The sequence below is a fragment of the Rossellomorea sp. ABR4_004 genome, assembly GCF_056159585.1.
Map to the genome: position 1 here is coordinate 500,378 of NZ_JBSWVM010000001.1, position 18,073 is coordinate 518,450.

An 18,073-nucleotide genomic window follows, 5' to 3' on the forward strand; every position below is an offset into this window, starting at 1 on the left:
CATTCCTTTTCACACATGTTTTTGAAGCACTAGAAATTCCTTCATTTTCTCAATAACCTCTTCATTTTGTTCATGAGAGCCTACCGTTACCCGAACAGAATGAGGATATCCCAGAGCCTCTCCGGACCGTACAATGAATCCCTTACTCATTAAATAATGAAACACATCATCACCGCTTACACCGAAATCGATTAATACAAAGTTTGCTTGTGATGGAAAATAATGCAGTCCGTTTTCTTCGCAGAACTGATAATACTGCTCCAGCCCTTTGCGATTATGCTCCCTGCATTCTCTAATGAACGTCTGGTCTTCAATTGCTGCGGCTGCGACTCCCTGACCTAAAGCATTATTATTGAACGGTTCCCGGAGTGGTTCTAATTTCCCTATCACATCTTCATTTGCAATACCAATCCCTACTCGAAAGCCGGCTAATCCGTATGCCTTTGAAAAAGTGCGTGTAATCAATAATTGAGGGTATGATTTTAATAATTCCAATGAATTATAATAGTCCCCGGCCACCACATATTCATAATAAGCTTCATCCAATACGACTAATACATGCGCTGGAACAGCATCCAGGAAGGTGATGAGTTCCTCACTGCGAATATATTCCCCTGTTGGATTATTCGGTGAACAAAGCCAAACGACTGAGGTCGTTTCATCAATTTCAGCAAGCATCTTGGTTAATTGATGTCTACCAGATGAGTCAAGGGGAACTTCTCTTATTTCTGCTCCTTCAACAATGGCATTGTGCTTGTACTGAGGGAAAGTCGGCGTAGCCATAACCGTGCTCTTTTCACCGTCCAGTAATGCTCTTGAAATCATCTGAATCACTTCATCTGATCCATTCCCAAAAAGTAATTGTCCAGGGTCCACAGATAGCTGCTCTGCCACCTTCATTCGCAGTTCCTTCGCATAGCCGTCGGGATAAATCGCATGTGATACAGCGTTTGTCTTGAGGAAGGTTTCAACGTTCTTTGAACAGCCGAATGGATTTTCATTCGAAGCAAGCTTCACTACCTTCTCGAGATTGAATAGTTCTTTCACATCATCCATTGTTTTCCCGGGCTGGTATGCTTTAAGATTTAGAATCTGAGATCTCCACTTCATGCTTACCTTCCTTTCAATCGTTTTCATTCGTAATAGGTGGGGTATCTTTCAAGTCAGGACGTAGGCTGACTGCATTTTTCATATAAATATGTTGGATGTCTTTCTGAGGTGTAGATGTATTTAAATGAATCATCACTCTAATACAATTCGGCAATGCATCAGGGAGATCCAACTCCTGCATACACATGACGGGAACATATTTCCACTCTTCAATCCTTCTTAATGCTTTTGCCGGAAATACACTCCTGATGTCACTGGTGGCAGAAATAAATACAGATGCAACATCCTCTGCCAAGATATCATTATGTAAAATCATTTCCCTTAAGAGATTTTCAGTTGAAAGGAGAACATCCTTTTCATTGTCACAATCCGTTGTAGTGGCGCCTCGAACTCCCCTGATCATTCTTCCACTCTCCCTTTTCTCCGGCTAATGAGCTCTATTTTTACTTTTGTGATTCATTAAGACCGGATCTCTCTCTAATAAATTGATCAGCCCGTCTTAAGTCCTCTACAGATACTTTCACCATCAATGGTTTCCCAATATCCTTCAATAAAACAAAAACAGGATTTCCATGCTGGGATTTCTTATCAAGTTTCATTCCTTCATATAAGTAGTCAAAAGTGATATGAGATGGAATGGTCAGATTGTACCCAAGTGAAGCGACCCAATCAATAAATCCTTGTAGATCGAATGCAAGTTCGCAGTATTGCTCACTAAGATGCAGAGCAAAAATCATCCCGATCATCACCGATTCACCATGCGTTCGATTTCCGTATCCGCTGGCACTTTCAACGGCATGGCCATACGTATGCCCAAAATTTAAGAACGCTCGGATATTCGATTCCCTCTCGTCCTTCGCAACAATATTCCCTTTAACACGGATACCTTTCATCAGACAATCCGTTAGAAATACATGATCCAACTGTTCCGGGGAATGAAAATTATCCATCAACTCCTGTAAAAAAGCTCGATCGGATAAAAAGGCATGCTTGATCACTTCTGAGAATCCGGATAGAACTTCCGTTTTCGGTAAAGTCGTCATATAATCCAAATCAAAAAACACACCTTCAGGCTGATAAAATTGCCCTACCATGTTTTTGCCAAGGGGGTGGTTAATCGCCACCTTTCCTCCAACAGCACTATCATGAGCGAGAATCGTTGTAGGGACACCTATGAAGGGGATCCCCCGCATATAGGTGGAAGCCACGAAACCTGCAAGATCTCCGATGGCTCCGCCTCCGAAGGCTATCACCAGGGCTCTGCGATCGACATGATTTGCAAGACCGTGGGTGATGGCATCTTCATAAATAGCGAAACTTTTGGCCTGCTCTCCTTTGGGAGCAAGATAAGTCGTTACCTCATATGTTCGACTTAAAACCTCTGAAAAAGCTGTTCCATGAAGGTTGAATACCTCGTTATCAGCGATGATCCACAATTTAGATACTTGTGGAAAGGTCTTTTTTATAAAAGAAACAATTTCATTCGTCATTTCCACTCCAATTTTCACGTCATACGTTTTGGAAGCAGTTTGAATGGTTATCTGTTTCATTCATTAATACTCCTTGGACTCTTGACGTTGTCTGTTGATATCTTCCTGGAGCTTATCGAATTGATCACTATGAAATTGTTCCACGATAGCAGAAGCAAGCTCCCACGCAACAACAGCCTCTGCCACTACGCTTGCAGCAGGTACGGCACAGCTATCGGACCTCTCGATACTTGCTTTAAACGGTTCCTTTGTTTCGATATCCACACTCTGTAATGGTTTATACAGGGTGGGAATAGGCTTCATGACCCCTTTAACCCGAATGGGCATACCTGTCGTCATACCGCCTTCAAAGCCGCCTAAACGATTCGTTTTACGGTAATATCCCTGTTCTTCACTCCAGGCAATCTCATCGTGAACTTCACTACCCGGCTTTCGCGCCATTTCAAATCCTAAGCCAAATTCGACCCCCTTGAATGCATTAATACTCATGACGGCCATGGCTATCTTTGCATCAAGCTTACGGTCATAATGAACATAGCTCCCGACTCCTGAAGGCATCCCCTCAACGATGACCTCAACCACACCACCAATGGAATCCCCATTTTTCTTCGCTTCATCTATTAAGTCCATCATTTTCTGTGCGGCTTCTTTATCCAGGCATCGGACCGGAGAATCTTCGGTAATATCTCTTAGATCATTTATAGAATCATAGTGTAGGTTCTCTGCTTTAATTCCACCAATTTCAAGAACATGACCGACAACCTCGATACCCAACAGCTTTAATAACTTCTTCGCAACGGCACCCGCAGCCACTCTTACAGTGGTTTCTCTGGCTGATGACCTTTCCAACACATTCCTCAGGTCCCTATGTCCATATTTCATACCACCAACAAGGTCTGCATGTCCCGGTCTTGGCCTTGAAATCTTTCTCTTTACCTCATCCTCTTCTCCAGGCTCCAAAGGTTCGATGCCCATCACTTTCGTCCAGTGAGTCCAGTCTCTATTCTCCACAACCAATCCTAAAGGAGATCCCAGAGTATATCCATGTCTCACTCCTCCAACGATCGATGCCTGATCTTTCTCGATTTGCATCCTCCGGCCACGGCCATAGCCTTTTTGTCTTCTTGCCAGGTTATCATTGATATCCACTGCTTCTAATGGCATTCCTGCAGGCAGCCCTTCAATGATGGTCGTTAATTGTGGTCCATGTGATTCTCCAGATGTTAAGTACCTCATTTCACTTTCCCCCTTCAACTCGTTAAAGAATTATGTACCAATATAACATAGAATTCAGATCATTTCCTAGCCCTTAAGTTTAAAAAATTTTCTAAAAAACTCTCTTTCACAGAAAAAAACGATGTAACCCAACATATTTGACTTTTAAACTGTAGCGTTACCCAAAAGCAAGCGTACAGCCGTCCAGTAAATACAGGATCGACATCGTAAATTCTAAATCTTTTTATAGAAAAATGTGTCTTCTGTCTCGAACCCGTATTGAGATGGGTTGAAGATTTGTTCGGTACTCCCGACAAAGAGTACACCACCGGGTCTCAGTGATGCATTGAATTTTTTATATAATAGGTTCTTCGCTTCCTCCGTGAAGTAAATTAACACATTTCTGCAAACAATCAAGTCGTAGTTCCCCTCAAACGGGTCTGACAGCAGATTCTGCTGCTTGAAAGTCACGTTTCTCCTTATCTCTTCATTCAATTTGAACAAGGCGCCTTCCCGAGTGAAATAACGGGCTCTCATTACGGAGGGGACCTCATTCAGCGACCGTTCAGGGTAGAGACCATTCCTTGCACGTTGAATGGCATTTTTATCGATATCAGTCGCGGTGATGGTCCGTCCTGAAAGAGTCATATGTTCCGACAGCATCATGGCGATCGTGTACGGCTCTTCCCCCGTAGAACAAGCTGCACTCCACACTTTAAGCGATTTGTTTTCCTGAAGGAGTCTGGGAAGGATTTTTGTCTCGAGAACTTCCCACCGTTTGTAGTTTCGATAAAACTCTGAAACATTGATCGTCATTCGATCAAGAAACTCTTCCATTTCTTCAGTGTCACGGTTCAGCTTACTGAAAAACTCTTGAAAGCTCCCGCAGCCTTTTTTTTCATACAGGGCCGTTAATCTCCTTTTCATTTGAGCCTCTTTGTAAAGGGAAAGATCGATACCTGTTTTTCTTTTTATCCCTTGAATAAATTCAAGATAATCATTTGACATAAGGACCCACTCACTTTGCTACATAAAAGGTATAAGACTATATGTATTATATCGAACGTCATTCAGAAAAGTTAAACCCTATTCCATAAAAAAAGGCAAGTCGCCTTAACACGACTTGCCCTAAAAAACCTTATCATTTATCAGATATTAATAAACCCACTCGTTCATTAATTTAGAATACTCTACCACTTCTTCCTCTTTGAAAAATAATCCGATTTCTCTAACAGCGCTTTCAGCAGAGTCAGATCCATGGATGATATTCTTTCCGACTGTCAAGCCGAAATCACCGCGGATTGTTCCAAGGGCAGCATCCTTAGGGTTTGTTGCTCCCATCATTCCACGAGCTGTCGTGATGACGTTTTCACCTTGCCAAACCATTGCAAATACAGGCCCAGAAGTGATAAAGTCAACAAGTTCTCCAAAGAATGGTCTTTCCTTGTGCTCGCCGTAATGTTCTTCAGCAAGCTCATTGGAGATGCTCATTAGCTTTGCCCCTACTAATTGAAAGCCCTTTTTTTCAAAACGTGATACGATATCACCGATTAACCCTCTTTGTACTCCGTCCGGCTTTACCATTAAAAATGTCTTTTCCATTTTCCCCACTCCTAAATATGTATGTATAGAAGTCCTAAGGACATCCCACGAAAATAGTAACACTGATTGGGGTTTTTGGCAACGTTTCCATTTTAAATTTTCTTAATATTTTCTCTTACCAATAAAGTTTGCGATATTCTTCAATGTTTTCTTCACGCGGTTGTATGGGAGATGATTCAGATCTTCCAGCGCTCTGTCTAAATACATTCTGCTAAGCTGGTGGGATCTTTCTATGGCATCGGTCGCCAAGATGGACGAAATGATATCTTTCATCTCTTCGGGAGAAGTATATTCAGTCACTCTTTCTATCTTCGATTTAAGAGCAGGGTTTTCCATTGCATATAAAATCGGAAGGGTGATATTACCTTGCCACAAGTCACTGCCGGCAGGCTTACCCAGTTCTTCCTCACTTGCTGTCAGATCTAATATATCATCTGTAATTTGAAAGCTCATCCCCACATTATAACCAAACCTGTATAAGCGTCGATGTATTTCATCAGGAGCCCCGGAAGAAATGGCACCGATCTGGCAGCTTACAGCAATCAGCAAGGCTGTCTTTCGCTTGATTCTAAGAAGATAATCCCTCAGATTTTGGTCAAATCGATATTTATCTTTTATTTGAGCGATTTCACCCTTACATACTTCAACAATGGTGTGAGAAAGTATTTGATGTGCTTCAGGCGCTTTAATATTCGTCATATACTCGAGAGCTCGTGCAAAGATGTAATCTCCGGTGTACATGGCAATTCGATTGTCCCATTGAGCTTTAATCGTTGGCTTTCCCCTTCTTAACTCTGCATCATCGATCACGTCATCGTGAACAAGGGATGCCATATGAATTAACTCCAAAGCCACTGCTACGTTTTTCACAATGTTAATATCATAATGTCCGAATTTTGCAGAGAGCAAGACAAAAACAGGTCGGATTCTTTTACCACCCGCTTGTAGTAGGTGAAGGGACGCCTCTTGTAAAAGTTGTGATTCTGACTCAATCGCAACTTCCAATTCCTTTTCAATTTCATCAATATCCGTTTTTAAAAACGAATACATCCTGTTTAGCTTCATAGTTTTTCCACCTAATTTACGAATTTCTTACTTTCTGCCTGAATGCATGGCAGCCACTCCGCCACTATATGGTTTCACATGTATATCTTTAAAGCCGGCTTCTTCAAACATCTTCGCAAGCTCCTTCATCCCCGGGAAATCTCTAGCTGATTCCTGAAGCCATGAATACTCATTAAAGCTCTTGGCAAAGATCTTTCCGAACAGGGGCATCACGAAACGAAAGTATGCATAATACATTTGCTTGAATCCGAGCATGGTTGGTTGGGAGGTTTCAAGGCAAACAGCCATCCCTCCTGGTTTCACCACACGATTCATTTCCTTTAAGACGTGGAGGTAGTCAGGAACATTCCGTAAACCGAAGCCAATCGTGACATAATCAAAGGTATTATCGTCAAAAGGCAGCTCCATTGCATTTCCATGAATCAGCTCAATGTTGTTCAAGGGGGATTTTTTTACTTTCTCTTCACCAATTGACAACATATTTTGGCTGAAATCCAGCCCCACTACATGGCCCGTTTCTCCGACTTTTTCTCCTATTGCTAACGTCCAATCCGCAGTTCCGCAGCAAACGTCCAGCGCTTTTGAGCCTGTCTTCACGTCCATATGCTTCATGGTATCTTTTCTCCACTTTTTATGCTGTTGGAAACTGATTACGGAATTCATCTTATCATAATTCGAGTATATTTTTTCAAATACTCCGTGGACTTTTTGTTCTTTGGACTGCTGCATTTCGATTTACCCTTCTTCCGCATATAGTTTGGTCATAGGTTCAGGCTCAGCATAAGGTAATAGCTCTACAATCAGCTTTTTAAAATATGGTGTTACCGGTTCTATGTTCTCTAACTGAGTTTGTATGGTTTTCTTCGTTGAGGAAATTAATTTATCCACCTTTGAAAGCAAATGTCTGGACTCTTCTTTCGTTAGCTTTAAAGATGGTGTTTCACTGGCCGATTCGAGCGTTAAAGTCGACAACGCTTTTATAAAGCTCGTACTCTGTGAGTGCTCAATACAAATTCTCTCTTGAACGAGCTTTTTGTATAAAAGGGCTTGCTCAACAATCCGAATCCATTTGTCATCTTCAAAAAAACGAAAGAATTTTGATACGATCGCTGATTCTCTTGTCTTCAAGCTTGACATTAGTCCATCCAGGTTTTGATGTTCCTCTTTATAAATGGATATTTTGCTTTCATTGATTTCTTTAATCGCCTTGGCTAATACTGCTATAAGTTCCACATCATCTGTGTCGGCTAGGATTTTATAGTAAAGGCTGCTGAAGTATACTCCTGCAAGTACCGTAAGCTGCCTCTCTTTCAATGGATCAAGCTCAGAAATTGTAACCTTTTCATGGGTATCAAGGGCTATCTGCAATAACATGGCAGTCGAAATCCACTGTACAACTTCTTTGTTCAAGGTCCGTCCCTCATTGACAAAAGGAAGGAGCAGGAAATAAATCCGATCCCGATCGATATAAGGCTGATCGATATATTCCTTTAAATAAGAGTGATGCAACTGCTCTTCTATGTATTGATGAATGATATTCGCTTGATGGTTACAATCAATGAATTTCATACCCTTTAATCCCCATTTCTACTATGTATCAGTCTAAAAATTTCAGCAATAGATATTATATCATAAAATCCTCAGCAATAGGGAATCCGTCTTGCCCCATACTTTGCATTAGTATAACAAAGGGGACGACTACGAAGTTCAACTACTCATAGTCAGTCCCACCTGAATCTTCTCTGGAACGTAAATGCTCAGAGTACTATTTCTTATTATCACTTTCGACTTCACCGTAACTTGTAACGATTGTTGCTTTTCCTCTAACTTTAATCGCAGAGGTATGGTCTGTAAACTGAGCAATCATGACTTCACCTTTATCGAGCTTTTCTGAATGATGAAATCGGGTATCTGTCCCTCTTGTCAGACCGATCACGTTCACGCCATCTTCAATCGCCTTAATCACAATATAATCATTTGAATTCATCCTCGGCTCACTCCTAATTCTTTATAAAAGAAAGAACTTCACTCCGTGCTTGAGAGTCTTCTTTAAACGAGCCCCTTACCGCAGTTGTCACTGTACTTGAACCAGGCTTCTTTACACCTCTCATTGTCATGCACATATGCTCAGCTTCAACCACTACCATTGCACCATAAGGCTCAAGGGTTTCCATGATCGTATCAGCCACTGTCGAAGTGATTCTTTCTTGCAGCTGTGGCCGTTTAGCAACAGATTCAACTGCCCTTGCCAGTTTACTAAGTCCAGCCACTCTTCCGTTTCTAGGAATATATGCTACATGAGCTTTTCCGTAGAAAGGTACCAAGTGGTGTTCACACATTGAATAAAAAGGAATATCCTTCACAAGCACCAGTTCCTCATGCTCTTCACTGAATATTGTTTCAAAGTATTCTTTCGGATCGTGACCAATCCCCGAAAATACTTCTGCATACATCTTCGCCACACGTTTTGGTGTGTCTAATAAACCTTCTCTATTAGGATTCTCTCCAATAGCTTCTAATATTAATCGAACTGCTTCTTCTATTTGGCCATGATTGACTTGTGCCATTATGTTGTCCTCCTAAAATATCTTAAAGAAATAGTAACATTGTTAATATTAGCACAAGCCTATAATGTCATCAAAGACTAGTGCTTTAGAAGTTTTATAATAATATAAAACTTCCTTTAAAGGAATAAACCTTCGTACATATTTTAAGGAGAAATAACCATACTATAAATGAATAGCAAAAAAGGCCGCATAAATATGCGACCTTTTCTTTACGCTCAAAGTATGTAATTATTTTACAGCTTCTTTAAGCGCTTTACCTGGTTTGAAAGCAGGTACTTTGCTAGCTGAGATTTCGATCTCTTCACCTGTTTGTGGGTTGCGACCTTTACGGGCTGCACGCTCACGTACTTCGAAGTTACCGAATCCGATTAATTGTACTTTATCACCGTTTGCAAGTGAATTTTGAATTGTATCGAAAACAGCGTCAACCGCTTTAGTAGCGTCCTTCTTAGATAGCTCAGCAGCTTCTGCAACAGCATTGATTAGTTCTGTCTTATTCATGCCATTCACCTCCTCCCAAGGAAATGTCTCAGTCATGATTCATTTACTTTAATATCATTAGTAAACAACTTTAGCGAATTCTATACATAAAGTGTAGAAAAAACGCTTGAAAACGTTGCTGAATCAATATTCAACAACAATTCTGTTAAAAGATTATCACAATAGATTAACCTTAGCAAGAACAAATCAAGAAATAATGGGAATCTTTTCTTATTTGAAACACAAATGTAATAGAATCCCCTCAAAGCCCTTTATTCTTGCACTCTATTCAACCTATCACTTCTTTTCGATGACTGCAACTTATACCTCCGTCGTCAGGTACTCTATCTTACTTCCCAACCTTGGAATTCCTTAAACATCGACACCCCTATTTTCATCTGTGATGAATATCCATGGTGATGTATCCCTCTATAGGTCCCTATTACAGAAACCTATATATATCAAGGCTTCATAGCCTTCCATAGTATTTTCAAAATCTTTTCGCCCCAGCTATAAATTTATAAATATACAATAGGGAAATCTGCAAAATAAAGTAGGGATTTCTTAAAGAAAAATTCAGATCTATAAAATAGAAATAAGAGATTTTAAATAAGCCAAACAAAAAAAGACCCTCCTAAGAAGGTCCATAGACATTTATAATATGATGGCGATCAATCCACCTGATCCCTCGTTGATGATTCTTTCCAACGTATCTTTGAGTTTATATCTTGCATTCTCAGGCATTAAGGAAAGTTTCGCTTGGATTCCCTCTCTTACAATGGAACTTAAGCTTCTGCCGAAGATATCGGAATTCCAGATGGAGAGCGGGTCATCTTCGAAATCCTGCATTAAATAGCGCACTAGTTCTTCGCTCTGTTTTTCTGTACCGATAATTGGTTCGAACTTGGACTGTACATCCACTTTGATCATGTGGATAGATGGCGCCACTGCTTTCAAACTGACTCCGAATCTGGAACCCTGTCTGATGATTTCCGGTTCATCGAGACTCATATCATTTAACGAAGGTGCTGCAATGCCATACCCCGTCTGCTTCACCATTCTCAATGCATCTGAAATCTGGTCGTATTCCGCTTTTGCATGAGCGAAGTCCTGCATTAATTCCAGGAGATGATCTTTCCCGCGAATTTCCACCCCTACAATCTCCTTCAGTACTTCATCATACAGTTCGTCAGGGGCGTACAGGTCAATTTCCGCTATCCCTTGCCCCATATCAATGCCGGCAAGTCCTGCCCGTTCAATATGGTCAAATTCACTGAAGTAATGAACAACACGATCCACATCCCGCAGTCGTTTAATATCCTTAACAGTTTCTTTCACGGCTTCCTGATAGTTCTGTCTTAGCCAGTGCTCTTCTTTCAGAACCATTACCCAGCTTGGGAGATTCACATTCACTTCAAGTACCGGGAATTCGAATAGTGCTTCTCTCAGCACGTTGAGGACGTCTGAGTCTCTCATGCTCTCTACACTCATGGCGAGAACTGGAATGTCATACTTATCTTGAAGTTTTACTCTTAGGTCTTCTGTCTCAGGAGCATGAGGTCTCGCCGAGTTGATGACCATGATAAATGGTTTACCTACTTCTTTCAATTCCTCGATGACTCTCTCTTCCGCCTGGATGTAATCGCCTCTGCCAATTTCCCCGATGGAACCGTCGGTTGTCACGACAACTCCGATCGTGGAGTGTTCCTGGATGACTTTACGCGTACCGATCTCGGCCGCTTCATGGAATGGAATAGGCTCTTCATACCATGGTGTATTGATCATTCTAGGCCCATTTTCATCTTCATATCCTTTAGCACCCGGTACCGTATATCCCACACAATCTACCAATCTAATATTCACTTCGAGACCTTCATCGACATGAACAGAGATGGCTTGATTCGGAACGAACTTCGGTTCAGTCGTCATGATGGTCCTGCCTGCCGCACTTTGAGGTAACTCATCCTGCGCTCTTGCTCGTTCTGATTCACTTGCGATATTAGGAAGGACGACAAGTTCCATGAACTTCTTGATGAATGTTGATTTTCCTGTTCTAACTGCTCCTACCACACCTAAATAGATATCTCCGCCTGTTCTTTCGGCAATGTCCTTAAATAGATCGACTCTTTCCAAGAGATTCCCTCCCATCTTATATTCCAGGGATGTTTCATCCGTGTATTCTGTCTCACATTCTATATTTATGATGTTGTCCCAATGACTTATGACTATTAATATGCTTTTTTTCCCCCCTTATGATTAAAAGTATAAAAATTTATTATGTCTTTAGCATTTATGATCATTAGTTTGATGAAATTTCCCTATAAAGGATGACATAAAAATAATAACCCTTCCCTTACAATATATTTTGCAAGGAAAGGGTTATGCCTATTTTGTCATAAAGACAGGATCGTTATTTTCATCTACCGTATAAGGTAAAGAATAAGCTGGAACAAATAAAGTGTCCTCGACAAGTAAATTCCGGATATCTGCACCGGTTTCCAGTTCGTTATCAGCCTTTTTAATTTGTTCAAATAAGTCCATTGAGTAATCTACAAATATGTCACCATCACCATTAATGACAAGGGGAAGGTTCTTGTTGGAGTATGGGCTATTTACGTACACATCATCATCATACCCCAGTTCTTTATAATTTAAAGTATATACATTATTGGCTACTTCCTCTTTAAATGGCGGGTAACCTTGAGCTTCTATTCTGATTTTCAATTCCCTTATTTGTTCCGCCAGCCGAAGATCAAAAATCTTTACTTGAGGATCTTCCTCCACGTCAGTCAAAACATATTGAAAAATACCACCATTTTCAAAAGCATTCCCTGGGATCTCTGCTAAGTACTGAGGTGAAAGCTTTCTGAAATCAATCGGATACTTCTGATAAATAGGTGTATCCTGGTCTCGGGTCTTAATTGGAAGCAACCCATTATTGTCCTTCTGATAGGTTACGACCGCATCTTGTACAGCTTTCACCTGCGTTTCATAAGGGATCTGATTCTGACTAAGCTTTTCCTCAGGGTACATACATCCAGAAAGAATACTCATAGCTATAATAAGAAGAAATGCAATTAAACCGAAGCGTTTCAATCTAAAAACGTCCTTTCAATCGGACAGCAACCTAATTGGTCGGTCCACTAAATACAATATAGATCATCATGAGTCCACCGGCAATCATCATTATATATGCCATGAATGCTGTAATAAACCGCAAAAATTTCTGTTTGATCTTATACCTGCTAAAATAGATCGTTAATATGGCAAAAAACATGAATCCCATCGATGCAAACGAAATCCACATCTTCATCATTGAATCCAACATACATCCCTCCTGTTATCGAATGTATTATATCATAAGATTTTTACAAAAGAATAGAAAAGAATCGTTGTTCAATAATCTGTTACAAACCTCAATAGTACCTATACTGACGATCCCGGGCAGAGATGATCATAAAAAAGGCTCTTTTGGCAAAGATTGTTGTTTTCTAGCATAGAATCTGCCATTGCTCTGTGAACCAGGTTTATTTTGGATGGTGAGGGGAACTGCTTCGCTTGCAGCTAGCGTTCGGCCGAGCCTCCTCAGCTTCGCTTCCGGGGTCTCGGCACGACCGTACTTCAGCAGGAGTCTACGCAGTTCCCCTCACCATCTTTAACAGTATTTCATGACAGAGCTTCAAAGTGTGTAAGAAAACAGTGTAACTAGAAAAAATAATTCTTCTTCCTTAAAAGGAAAATCAATCTCTACTTACCTTAAATGAGATTGTTTGCTAAAATTCTTGTTTTAATTGTTTTCAATTAAAAATTCATGCTCGGAAAGTTGATTGGAGCGGAAGGAGGCTCGACTCCTGCGGGAATAGCTGGACAGGTGAGACCCCGGAGGCGCAGCCGAGGAGGCTCACCGCCAGCCCCGCGGAAAGCGAGCATCCTGTAGCGGAAATCAACTATTACTTTCTCCTCTACATTAGCAACAAACTTTACGAAAAGAGCCAAAAAAAAAGAGCTTCCCAAGTATTTAAGCATCATTTGAATGATGTCAAAATACTTGAGCTGCTCTAAACAAAGCGAGACCTACCCATCCATAGGCAAAGCTGTATATATTCATGACAGTGTATGCAACAGGGGCGCACTTCGCATCCTCGAATGCCTATTCTTCCAATATTAATTCATTGTTTCGAAAGATTCATTAGTGAAAGTTCTCATGCATTCTACCGTAAAAGAATCAACTTAATTTAATCGCTCACCGAGAATGTTCACAAGGTCTTCCATCTCATTTGTCTTTACACGTCCCATTAAATGGTCTACCGCTTCTTTCGCTTCTACTTTATTGAATAGCACATCATACAAAGCGTTGGTAATGGGCATATTTACTTCATACTTGTCTGCTAACTGATGAGCAGCTTTCGTTGTACGTACTCCCTCAACGACCATCCCCATATTGTCCAGGACCTCATCAAGGTTATGACCTTTACCAAGCATATTTCCAGCTCTCCAGTTTCTTGAATGTACACTTGTACATGTAACGATCAGATCACCGATTCCAGTCAAACCAGAAAATGTTAATGGGTTTGCCCCCATCTTTGTTCCCAAACGTGCAATTTCTGCAAGTCCCCTCGTAATAAGAGCGGCTTTTGCATTATCTCCATAACCCAAGCCGTCTGTAATTCCGGCTGCAAGGGCTATGATATTCTTTAAGGCTCCACCGATCTCAACCCCCAGCATATCGGGATTCGTATATACACGGAAATTCATGTTCATGAATAAGTCCTGAATCTCTTCAGCAGCCTTCATATCCTTGGAGGATACGGTCACAGTCGTTGGGTGCCTCAGACTCACTTCTTCAGCGTGACTAGGTCCTGACAATACCACCACTGTATGTAAGTTATCAGGGTTCATTTCATCTTCAATCATTTCTGAAATTCTTAGAAGTGAATCAGGCTCAATCCCCTTACTCACATGAACAACGGTTAATGGTGCACGTTGAACCTCTTGAATTTGACCCAATACTCCTCGGATCGCTTTCGTCGGTACAGCCAGAATGATTGTATCAACGCCATCTAAAGACTCACCAAGATCATGATAACCCTTGATGGATTCCGGGAGCTTGACATCTTTCAAGTACTTTTCGTTGGTATGTCGAGTGTTAATTTCATCAATCTGCTCTTTTTTGTGTCCCCATAGTCTTACTTCCAGTCCATTATCAGCCAGGACCATCGCAAGTGCCGTCCCCCAGCTCCCTGCGCCAATAACCGTTATATTCTTTGAACTTTTCATTTTTACACCCACCTTATTATTTTCTTGCGCGAGCAATAATACGAATAGGAGTTCCTTCAAATCCAAATGCATCACGTATTCTATTTTCCAAGAATCGTTCGTATGAGAAGTGCATTAATTCCGGATCATTCACAAATACCACGAATGTTGGCGGCTTCACAGCTACTTGAGTCGCGTAGTAGATTCTGAGTCGCTTCCCATTATCTGTAGGAGTCGGATTCATTGCTACTGCATCCATCACCACTTCATTCAACACGCTCGATTGTACTCGTAGGGCATGATTTTCACTTGCCATATTGATGATCGGCAGTAATGTATGAATGCGCTTCTTTGTTTTGGCAGATAGAAAAACGATTGGAGCATAATCAAGGAATTGAAAATGTTCGCGGATATTCTTTTCCCATTTGTTCATGGTTTTCTCGTCTTTCTCAACGGCATCCCATTTGTTCACGACGATTACCATTGCTCGACCTGCATCATGAGCATACCCGGCAATTTTTTTATCTTGCTCGATAATCCCTTCTTCTCCATCAATGACAGATAAGACGACATCGGAACGTTCAATCGCTCTAAGAGCTCTTAACACACTGTATTTTTCGGTCGTTTCATACACTTTCCCTTTTTTCCTCATACCCGCAGTATCAATAATGACATAATCCTGTCCATCATACGTGTAAGAAGAATCAATGGCATCCCGCGTCGTTCCTGCAACATTACTCACAATTACACGCTCTTCGCCTAATAAGGCGTTAACCAGGGAGGATTTCCCGACATTCGGTCGACCAATTAATGAAAATTTGATCACATCTTCTGCATAGTCCTCTTCTTCTTCTTGTTTAAAGTTTTTCACCACATCATCAAGAAGATCTCCTAACCCAAGACCATGAGAACCTGAAATTGGATACGGCTCTCCAAATCCAAGGGAGTAAAAATCATAAATCATTTCCCTCATTTCGGGGTTATCAATTTTATTAATCCCCAGTACGACAGGTTTCTTAGAGCGATAAAGGATTTTGGCCACAATTTCATCTGCAGCTGTCACACCTTCACGGCCATTCGTCAAAAAGACAATCACATCCGCTTCATCAATGGCAATTTCAGCCTGCTGCCTGATTTGATCAAGGAATGGTTCATTCCCCAGTTCAATCCCACCTGTATCTATAATATTAAATTCATGAGTCAGCCACTCTGCAGAACTATATATACGGTCTCTTGTTACACCAGGCACATCTTCAACAATGGAGATTCTTTCACCAACTATTCTATTAAAGATCGTGGACTTCCCAACGTTTGGACGCCCTACGATTGCTACTACTGGTTTTGTCACGTTATTCACCCTTTCTGTAAGAAGGTTGTCCTATTCTTACATTTCCTCTTATTATACCTTTTCAATCATCAATCGGAGTTATGCATAAGAAGGACCGGCCCTTAAGGTATTGTTTCCTTATGGGACAGTCCCCCCTAACTTAACTATTTTATCAATAAAAGAATAAACTAGCAATCAATGTTTTACAATGATAAATAGTCCTTCATCCAGTTCATGGGCAATGCCATCGAGAATCGCCTCTAAATTTGCACAGATCTTTTGCAACTCCTCATCTGTTTTACAATAAAAGACGCTTGTTCCACTTGGAACTTTTTCAGGTGATGTCGTAACCGTCGCGAGAATAAACTTTTGGATCGTTGTACTCATTCTAATTTACCACCCTCCTGATTCGCTTTCGATTCTGACGGCATTCTTATCGCATTTTCCAATGTCGGCACCTGTCCAAGAATGGCAATGGCTTTCTCTACATCCTTTCGCTGCGGAAGGACGAAGACACCTATTCGACCATCGTCTAAATCCCTCTTGGCCAGTGGCGTTAATGCCGGAGTCCCTGAATCTTTAAATATCCCCAACGAAGTAGACATATCATGAAGAATGGCCTGCCTTTGACCAAGGTTCGCTACCGTTGATCTGGCATCGAATGATTTGGGAGAAAGGACAAACCCCATTCCATACTTTAAAATTTCTTCTTGTCTTACCTTTAATCCAATATTCATGATGTAAATATTATCAACGTAAAGTCCGGCCCCATCAAAATGAGGCTTCACATATTCAATCGTTACGATATCCTTCAATCTGCCTCCAGCCATTAGTTTATGTGCCATCACCATACATATTGAACTGATCACCAGCGCTACATAGAAGTTAAAGACAATATAAGCTAATGTGGCTAAGAGAGAAGTGAAAATGACCAAATAATTTCGGCTTTCAAAGGCTACGGCAATCCCTTCGATGTATGTAGCCCCTCTGGGGACAAGTTCATATGCATCTAGCTCTGTCAATGTGTTCCTCTCCATATTTCGCACATCCCGAAATTGAGACGCAGCAACGGTTAAGAACGTAATCGCCGTAAAGTTCTCTTCTAGTAAAGCAGGAATCGCGATGGTGCCTAAACCAGCAGCAATAAATCCAAGAGCAATATGTATAATCTTCCCATGCAAATAAGTGGGATATTGGCGATAGTCTGTACGCAGCATATAGATTCTGGTTAATGTCCCAACCACTACTCCGAAGATGACAGGATACACATACTCATTCATAGGTTTTTCATTTCCCCTTTGTTTGTTTGTACTTTGATGTTAAATAACTGATTTATTTCTTCAAATAACTTAACAGCTAATAGAATTCCGACGGAAATAGCCAGGACATCGAGGTAAACAGGTCCACCGATGGGATATAAAAATCCTACATTCTTTAATGGGATACTCATAAACACTTCCCCTACTATACTGCTCCCGGCAACAGCGACCATCCGGAACATATACGAAGACGAGTTATAGAAGAAAATACTCAGGAAAGCAAGCGATAGAGCCATTATTAGGTTTCGATCAATGAACATTAGAACAGGATCATAAATGGCCACTAACCCTATACCCGCATAAAGCATCCCCATCGTTAGAATGGCTACAAGCATATATAATTTTTCTTTCAAACTAAAAATTCTTATGTAATGGATACAAATAAGTCCAAAAACAAAAACCGGTACCGCAACCTCCACAGAACCTACTTTCAAGCCATACGGAAAGACGCATAATAACACTAAACAAACGAAGGAATAATGGAAACGATATGGGTGTGCCTTATTCATCATAAACGTCGTAAAAATCCAAATTCCCCAAATCAGCCATAAATACAGAATCCCATCCACAATACTCACTCCCTCCTATTATCTACATTATGGAAAATCTTTATGTATCTCATTCATGTATGAATCATTTTTT

At 40.9% G+C, this 18,073-nt stretch carries 20 protein-coding genes; all 20 read right to left on the reverse strand.

The window, feature by feature from the left end; genetic code table 11:
* Positions 1 to 9: 9 nt before the first annotated feature.
* Positions 10 to 1,110 carry a histidinol-phosphate transaminase gene (gene hisC / locus ACXAF2_RS02785; RefSeq protein ID WP_475137283.1) on the reverse strand — a complete coding sequence of 367 codons (1,101 nt, stop codon included), beginning with the start codon at positions 1,108 to 1,110 and terminating at the stop codon, positions 10 to 12.
* 13 nt (positions 1,111 to 1,123) lie between these two features.
* Positions 1,124 to 1,513 carry a chorismate mutase gene (gene aroH / locus ACXAF2_RS02790; RefSeq protein ID WP_475137284.1) on the reverse strand — a complete coding sequence of 130 codons (390 nt, stop codon included), beginning with the start codon at positions 1,511 to 1,513 and terminating at the stop codon, positions 1,124 to 1,126.
* 40 nt (positions 1,514 to 1,553) lie between these two features.
* Entirely contained in the window at positions 1,554 to 2,660 is a 1,107-nt protein-coding gene (gene aroB, locus ACXAF2_RS02795; RefSeq protein WP_475137285.1) for a 3-dehydroquinate synthase, read from the reverse strand.
* Positions 2,661 to 2,663: 3 nt separating this feature from the next.
* Positions 2,664 to 3,836, reverse strand: a complete 1,173-nt coding sequence (gene aroC, locus ACXAF2_RS02800; RefSeq protein WP_475137286.1) for a chorismate synthase — start codon at positions 3,834 to 3,836, stop codon at positions 2,664 to 2,666.
* A gap of 213 nt (positions 3,837 to 4,049) precedes the next feature.
* The gene (locus ACXAF2_RS02805) at positions 4,050 to 4,823 is read right to left on the reverse strand and encodes a CheR family methyltransferase (protein WP_475137287.1); all 774 of its coding nucleotides are present in this window, start codon (positions 4,821 to 4,823) and stop codon (positions 4,050 to 4,052) included.
* Positions 4,824 to 4,970: 147 nt separating this feature from the next.
* Positions 4,971 to 5,417, reverse strand: coding sequence for a nucleoside-diphosphate kinase (ndk, locus tag ACXAF2_RS02810; protein ID WP_475137288.1), 447 nt, complete (start codon positions 5,415 to 5,417; stop codon positions 4,971 to 4,973).
* A gap of 102 nt (positions 5,418 to 5,519) precedes the next feature.
* On the reverse strand, positions 5,520 to 6,482 hold the full coding sequence (hepT, locus tag ACXAF2_RS02815; RefSeq protein WP_475137289.1) for a heptaprenyl diphosphate synthase component II: 963 nt from the start codon (positions 6,480 to 6,482) through the stop codon (positions 5,520 to 5,522).
* Positions 6,483 to 6,509: 27 nt separating this feature from the next.
* Positions 6,510 to 7,211, reverse strand: coding sequence for a demethylmenaquinone methyltransferase (locus ACXAF2_RS02820; protein WP_475137290.1), 702 nt, complete (start codon positions 7,209 to 7,211; stop codon positions 6,510 to 6,512).
* Positions 7,212 to 7,217: 6 nt separating this feature from the next.
* The gene (locus ACXAF2_RS02825; RefSeq protein ID WP_475137291.1) at positions 7,218 to 8,051 is read right to left on the reverse strand and encodes a heptaprenyl diphosphate synthase component 1; all 834 of its coding nucleotides are present in this window, start codon (positions 8,049 to 8,051) and stop codon (positions 7,218 to 7,220) included.
* Positions 8,052 to 8,247: 196 nt separating this feature from the next.
* Positions 8,248 to 8,469 (reverse strand): trp RNA-binding attenuation protein MtrB, encoded by a 222-nt coding sequence (gene mtrB / locus ACXAF2_RS02830; RefSeq protein ID WP_034758340.1) that lies wholly within the window; start codon positions 8,467 to 8,469, stop codon positions 8,248 to 8,250.
* A 13-nt stretch (positions 8,470 to 8,482) separates the two neighbouring features.
* On the reverse strand, positions 8,483 to 9,049 hold the full coding sequence (folE, locus tag ACXAF2_RS02835; RefSeq protein WP_148969469.1) for a GTP cyclohydrolase I FolE: 567 nt from the start codon (positions 9,047 to 9,049) through the stop codon (positions 8,483 to 8,485).
* A gap of 228 nt (positions 9,050 to 9,277) precedes the next feature.
* Positions 9,278 to 9,550 carry an HU family DNA-binding protein gene (locus ACXAF2_RS02840; protein ID WP_034758336.1) on the reverse strand — a complete coding sequence of 91 codons (273 nt, stop codon included), beginning with the start codon at positions 9,548 to 9,550 and terminating at the stop codon, positions 9,278 to 9,280.
* Positions 9,551 to 10,183: 633 nt separating this feature from the next.
* Positions 10,184 to 11,662: a stage IV sporulation protein A gene (spoIVA, locus tag ACXAF2_RS02845; RefSeq protein WP_148969470.1), complete on the reverse strand. Its 1,479-nt coding sequence runs from the start codon at positions 11,660 to 11,662 to the stop codon at positions 10,184 to 10,186.
* A gap of 252 nt (positions 11,663 to 11,914) precedes the next feature.
* Entirely contained in the window at positions 11,915 to 12,625 is a 711-nt protein-coding gene (locus ACXAF2_RS02850; RefSeq protein ID WP_475137292.1) for a hypothetical protein, read from the reverse strand.
* A gap of 31 nt (positions 12,626 to 12,656) precedes the next feature.
* Positions 12,657 to 12,857: a DUF2768 domain-containing protein gene (locus ACXAF2_RS02855; protein ID WP_148969471.1), complete on the reverse strand. Its 201-nt coding sequence runs from the start codon at positions 12,855 to 12,857 to the stop codon at positions 12,657 to 12,659.
* Between the two features lie 902 nt (positions 12,858 to 13,759).
* A complete protein-coding gene (locus ACXAF2_RS02860; protein WP_475137293.1) occupies positions 13,760 to 14,806 on the reverse strand; it encodes an NAD(P)H-dependent glycerol-3-phosphate dehydrogenase in 1,047 nt (348 codons plus the stop codon).
* 16 nt (positions 14,807 to 14,822) lie between these two features.
* Entirely contained in the window at positions 14,823 to 16,133 is a 1,311-nt protein-coding gene (gene der / locus ACXAF2_RS02865) for a ribosome biogenesis GTPase Der (RefSeq protein WP_475137294.1), read from the reverse strand.
* Between the two features lie 174 nt (positions 16,134 to 16,307).
* Positions 16,308 to 16,499, reverse strand: a complete 192-nt coding sequence (locus ACXAF2_RS02870; protein ID WP_113970716.1) for a capping complex subunit for YIEGIA — start codon at positions 16,497 to 16,499, stop codon at positions 16,308 to 16,310.
* On the reverse strand, positions 16,496 to 17,392 hold the full coding sequence (locus tag ACXAF2_RS02875; protein ID WP_475137295.1) for a YIEGIA family protein: 897 nt from the start codon (positions 17,390 to 17,392) through the stop codon (positions 16,496 to 16,498). The genes ACXAF2_RS02870 and ACXAF2_RS02875 overlap by 4 nt, the downstream gene beginning before the upstream one ends.
* Positions 17,389 to 18,009 carry a YphA family membrane protein gene (locus tag ACXAF2_RS02880; protein ID WP_475137296.1) on the reverse strand — a complete coding sequence of 207 codons (621 nt, stop codon included), beginning with the start codon at positions 18,007 to 18,009 and terminating at the stop codon, positions 17,389 to 17,391. The genes ACXAF2_RS02875 and ACXAF2_RS02880 overlap by 4 nt, the downstream gene beginning before the upstream one ends.
* Between the last annotated feature and the right edge of the window lie 64 nt (positions 18,010 to 18,073).

What these genes read in the sequence shown, in the direction of transcription:
- aroB (WP_475137285.1), bottom strand. Translation starts at nt 2,660, where the DNA reads ATGAAACAGATAACCATTCAAACTGCTTCCAAAACGTATGACGTGAAA.
- ACXAF2_RS02875 (WP_475137295.1), bottom strand. Translation starts at nt 17,392, where the DNA reads ATGAATGAGTATGTGTATCCTGTCATCTTCGGAGTAGTGGTTGGGACA.
- hisC (WP_475137283.1), bottom strand. Translation starts at nt 1,110, where the DNA reads ATGAAGTGGAGATCTCAGATTCTAAATCTTAAAGCATACCAGCCCGGG.
- ACXAF2_RS02860 (WP_475137293.1), bottom strand. Translation starts at nt 14,806, where the DNA reads ATGAAAAGTTCAAAGAATATAACGGTTATTGGCGCAGGGAGCTGGGGG.
- ACXAF2_RS02855 (WP_148969471.1), bottom strand. Translation starts at nt 12,857, where the DNA reads ATGTTGGATTCAATGATGAAGATGTGGATTTCGTTTGCATCGATGGGA.
- ndk (WP_475137288.1), bottom strand. Translation starts at nt 5,417, where the DNA reads ATGGAAAAGACATTTTTAATGGTAAAGCCGGACGGAGTACAAAGAGGG.
- hepT (WP_475137289.1), bottom strand. Translation starts at nt 6,482, where the DNA reads ATGAAGCTAAACAGGATGTATTCGTTTTTAAAAACGGATATTGATGAA.
- mtrB (WP_034758340.1), bottom strand. Translation starts at nt 8,469, where the DNA reads ATGAATTCAAATGATTATATTGTGATTAAGGCGATTGAAGATGGCGTG.
- ACXAF2_RS02825 (WP_475137291.1), bottom strand. Translation starts at nt 8,051, where the DNA reads ATGAAATTCATTGATTGTAACCATCAAGCGAATATCATTCATCAATAC.
- ACXAF2_RS02870 (WP_113970716.1), bottom strand. Translation starts at nt 16,499, where the DNA reads ATGAGTACAACGATCCAAAAGTTTATTCTCGCGACGGTTACGACATCA.
- aroH (WP_475137284.1), bottom strand. Translation starts at nt 1,513, where the DNA reads ATGATCAGGGGAGTTCGAGGCGCCACTACAACGGATTGTGACAATGAA.
- ACXAF2_RS02820 (WP_475137290.1), bottom strand. Translation starts at nt 7,211, where the DNA reads ATGCAGCAGTCCAAAGAACAAAAAGTCCACGGAGTATTTGAAAAAATA.
- aroC (WP_475137286.1), bottom strand. Translation starts at nt 3,836, where the DNA reads ATGAGGTACTTAACATCTGGAGAATCACATGGACCACAATTAACGACC.
- ACXAF2_RS02805 (WP_475137287.1), bottom strand. Translation starts at nt 4,823, where the DNA reads ATGTCAAATGATTATCTTGAATTTATTCAAGGGATAAAAAGAAAAACA.
- ACXAF2_RS02840 (WP_034758336.1), bottom strand. Translation starts at nt 9,550, where the DNA reads ATGAATAAGACAGAACTAATCAATGCTGTTGCAGAAGCTGCTGAGCTA.
- folE (WP_148969469.1), bottom strand. Translation starts at nt 9,049, where the DNA reads ATGGCACAAGTCAATCATGGCCAAATAGAAGAAGCAGTTCGATTAATA.